Below are 2,981 nucleotides of genomic sequence, written 5' to 3'. Positions count from 1 at the left end.
CGCCGCCCAGCCCCCGTGCGCGCCACTCCTCGCGGATGTCGAGATCGAGGGCGCCGTCGCCGAGGACCGCGCTGCCGACGGCCGGCTCGTCAGGAGTCGTGCGCAGCGCGAAGAGGGCGCGGCGACCCGCGGCGACATCGAACGCGGTCTGCTCGTCGAACGGCTCGAGCAAGGCGCCGGCGGCCGAGGCATCCGTCTCGACCAGATCGACGATCGGCCGCGTCACTGCCCGTCTTCGAAGACGTTGAAGCGGTAGCCGACGTTGCGCACGGTGCCGATCAGCGACTCGCTGTCGCCGAGCTTCGCGCGCAGGCGGCGCACGTGCACGTCGACGGTTCGGGTGCCGCCGAAGTAGTCGTAGCCCCACACCTCGGAGAGCAGCTGCTCGCGCGTGAAGACGCGGCTCGGGTGCGTGGCGAGGAAGCGCAGCAGCTCGAACTCCTTGAAGGTGAGGTCGAGCGGGCGGCCGTGCACCTTGGCCGAATAGGACGCCTCGTCGATCGTGACGCCCGAGGTCTGGATCTTGCTCGAGGTGGCGTCTGCCGTGTGCCGATCGAGCGCGAGGCGAATGCGGGCGTCGACCTCGGCGGGCCCCGCCTCGGCGAGCACCACGTCGGCCACCCCCCAGTCGGCGTTGACCGCGGGAAGCCCGCCCTCCGTCAGCACGAGCAGCACGGGCGCGGGCGACCCCGTCGTGCTCAGGATCTTGCAGAGCGCCTTGGCGCCGACCAGGTCGCGGCGGGCGTCGATGAAGATGAGGTCGCAGCTCGGGGCGTTCACAAGCGAGGCGGCTTCGGCCGGCAGCGCGCGGGCGCGATGGTTCAGCAGACCCAGGGCGGGCAGCACATCCTGATCCTGTGCGGATGTCAGGATCAGCAGCTGCGCCATACGACCTCCATGACCTTCGACGTTGATTCGGCATCCTATCCGACGCGAGGGCAGCGGATTCGCCGCGGGAAAGCGCGCACGGCGGCAGAATGGAGGCATGACGAGCGATCCGCTTCCCAAGGCTGCGGCGAAGGGCACCGTCTCTGCGGTGTGGGGCTTCGCCCTCGTGGCCGCCGTGCTGATCGGCATCTTCTCGCACCCCGACCGGGACGGCGCCTGGCTGAGCCTGTCGCTTGCGGCATCCGTCGTCATCGCCCTCTGCATCCAGCTCGCGACGCGCGAGAAGCGCGGCTTCGTGACGCGGCTCGCATCGTCCGTCAGCGGCGCGCTCGTGATCCTGGCCGTCGCAACCGGCGCGATTTACCTCATCCACTAGGCTGACCGCATGCTTGTCACGCTGGAACTCGTGTTCATCGCTCTGCTGGGCCTGGCCGGGCTGGCGATCGCGGGCACCGCGGTGCTCGTGGTCTACAACCTGTTCCGCGGCCAGCACTAGCCTCGCCATGATCGAGTTGCCCGTCGGCCTGCCGGCCGAGCTCGTCCCGCTGTCGTGGCTGATCGGCGTGTGGGAGGGCACGGGGGTGCTCGACTACAAGATCGGCGAAGACCACGTCCAGCGCGAGTTCGGCCAGCGCATCAGCTTCAGCCACGACGGCCTCTCGTACCTCAACTACAACTCCTATACGTGGGTGCTCGACGACGAGCACACGCCGCTCGTCGCCGAGACGGGCTATTGGCGCCTGTCGCGCGAGCTGACCGCGGGCGACCCCGGCCCGGGCATGCTGCCGGGTGTCGGCACGCGACCGTTCACCGACGCCGAAGCCGTCGAGACGCTGCGCAACGATGCCGGCGGGTTCGACATCGAGGTCGCTCTGGTGCACCCCGACGGCGTTTCAGAGGTGTACCTCGGGCAGGTCAAGGGTCCGCGCATCGATCTCGCGACCGATGCCGTGATGCGCACGGCCGGCGCCAAAGAGTACTCGGCCGCGACGCGCCTCTATGGGCTCGTCGAGGGACATCTGCTGTGGGCGTGGGACATCGCGGCCCTCGGCCAGCAGCTGCGCACGCACGCCTCGGCGCGACTCGCGAAGGTGGACTGAGCGATGACCGCCCTGTTCTCGTCCCTCGACGGCGCGGTGCTCGTCGGTGACGGCCCCGACTCGGGCGCGGTGTGGCACTACGGCAACCCCGTCGGCGAGCAGCGCGCCCTCGAAGACGGCCGCGCGGTCGTCGAGCTCGCTCAGCGCGCCGTCATCACCATCGCCGGCCCCGACCGGCTCAGCTGGCTGAACTCGATCACGAGCCAGAGCCTGCTGGGGCTCGCAGAGGGCGAGTCGAGCGAGACGCTCGTGCTCGACCCCTCTGGGCGCATCGAGTTCGCCGTGCGCGTCGTCGAAGACGGCGAGCGGCTCTGGCTGATCGTCGACCGCGCAGAGGCGGCGGCACTCGTCGATTTCCTGCAGAAGATGCGGTTCATGCTGCGCGTCGAGATCGAAGACGTGACGGATGCCTCGGCGGTGCTCGGCTCGACCGTGCCGCTGATCTCCATTCGCGCTGCGCGCGAGTCGATCGACGAAAGCGCTGCCGCGGCCCCCGCAGGTCGACTCGGCGCAGCGGCGGCCCCCGCAGGTCGACTCGGCGCAGCCGAATGGAGACCCGGGGACCGCACCGTCGTCTGGCATGACCCCTGGTCGCAGGTCGCGGCCGGCGGCCACCAGTACGCCGCAGCCGACCATGACTACTCCGGCTGGAGCTGGTTCGAGACGATCGTCACGCGAGAGCTCGCCGCGGGGCTCGCCGCGCGCGCGGCATCCGGCCTGGTCGCCGTCGCCGGTGTCGCCGCGAGCGAGGCGCTGCGTATCGCCGCGCGCCGGCCGCGTTTCGCGACCGAGGTCGACGAGCGGTCGATCCCGCACGAGCTCGACTGGCTGCGCTCGGCCGTGCACCTGAACAAGGGGTGCTACCGCGGGCAGGAGACCATCGCGAAGGTGCACAACCTCGGCCACCCGCCGCGCCGGCTGGTGCTGCTGCACCTCGACGGCTCCGACGCCGTCCTTCCTGAGGCGGGTGCCGAGGTCGTGCAGGGCGAGGCG

General features: G+C 70.5%; 5 protein-coding genes. 3 read left to right on the top strand and 2 right to left on the bottom strand.

Translation table 11 applies throughout. The features are described from left to right. Both ACM2XV_RS13740 and ACM2XV_RS13735 read right to left on the bottom strand, forming a co-directional pair. Window positions 1–226: hypothetical protein (locus ACM2XV_RS13740; protein ID WP_487027329.1), on the bottom strand; the 226-nt coding region annotated here is incomplete at its 3' end. Then, a complete protein-coding gene (locus ACM2XV_RS13735; protein WP_344773711.1) occupies window positions 223–888 on the bottom strand; it encodes a response regulator transcription factor in 666 nt (221 codons plus the stop codon). The genes ACM2XV_RS13735 and ACM2XV_RS13740, both read right to left, overlap by 4 nt. A 97-nt stretch (window positions 889–985) precedes the next feature. Here ACM2XV_RS13735 and ACM2XV_RS13730 point away from each other — a divergent pair, with 97 nt between their 5' ends. The 3 genes from ACM2XV_RS13730 to ygfZ all read left to right on the top strand — a co-directional run. Further along, a complete protein-coding gene (locus ACM2XV_RS13730; RefSeq protein ID WP_344773709.1) occupies window positions 986–1,264 on the top strand; it encodes a hypothetical protein in 279 nt (92 codons plus the stop codon). A gap of 127 nt (window positions 1,265–1,391) precedes the next feature. Continuing rightward, window positions 1,392–1,988, top strand: coding sequence for a heme-binding beta-barrel domain-containing protein (locus tag ACM2XV_RS13725; protein ID WP_344773707.1), 597 nt, complete (start codon window positions 1,392–1,394; stop codon window positions 1,986–1,988). 3 nt (window positions 1,989–1,991) lie between these two features. After that, the coding region (ygfZ, locus tag ACM2XV_RS13720; protein ID WP_487027328.1) for a CAF17-like 4Fe-4S cluster assembly/insertion protein YgfZ at window positions 1,992–2,981 on the top strand (990 nt) is incomplete at its 3' end.

This window comes from Gryllotalpicola sp. CP2-P1, from assembly GCF_057512245.1.
Note: the sequence above shows the minus strand (reverse complement) of the source record. Positions and strands in the feature narration are given on the sequence as shown.

Excerpts from the sequence above, each read along its gene's own strand:
- ACM2XV_RS13735 (WP_344773711.1), bottom strand. The coding sequence starts at position 888 with ATGGCGCAGCTGCTGATCCTGACATCCGCACAGGATCAGGATGTGCTG.
- ACM2XV_RS13730 (WP_344773709.1), top strand. The coding sequence starts at position 986 with ATGACGAGCGATCCGCTTCCCAAGGCTGCGGCGAAGGGCACCGTCTCT.
- ACM2XV_RS13725 (WP_344773707.1), top strand. The coding sequence starts at position 1,392 with ATGATCGAGTTGCCCGTCGGCCTGCCGGCCGAGCTCGTCCCGCTGTCG.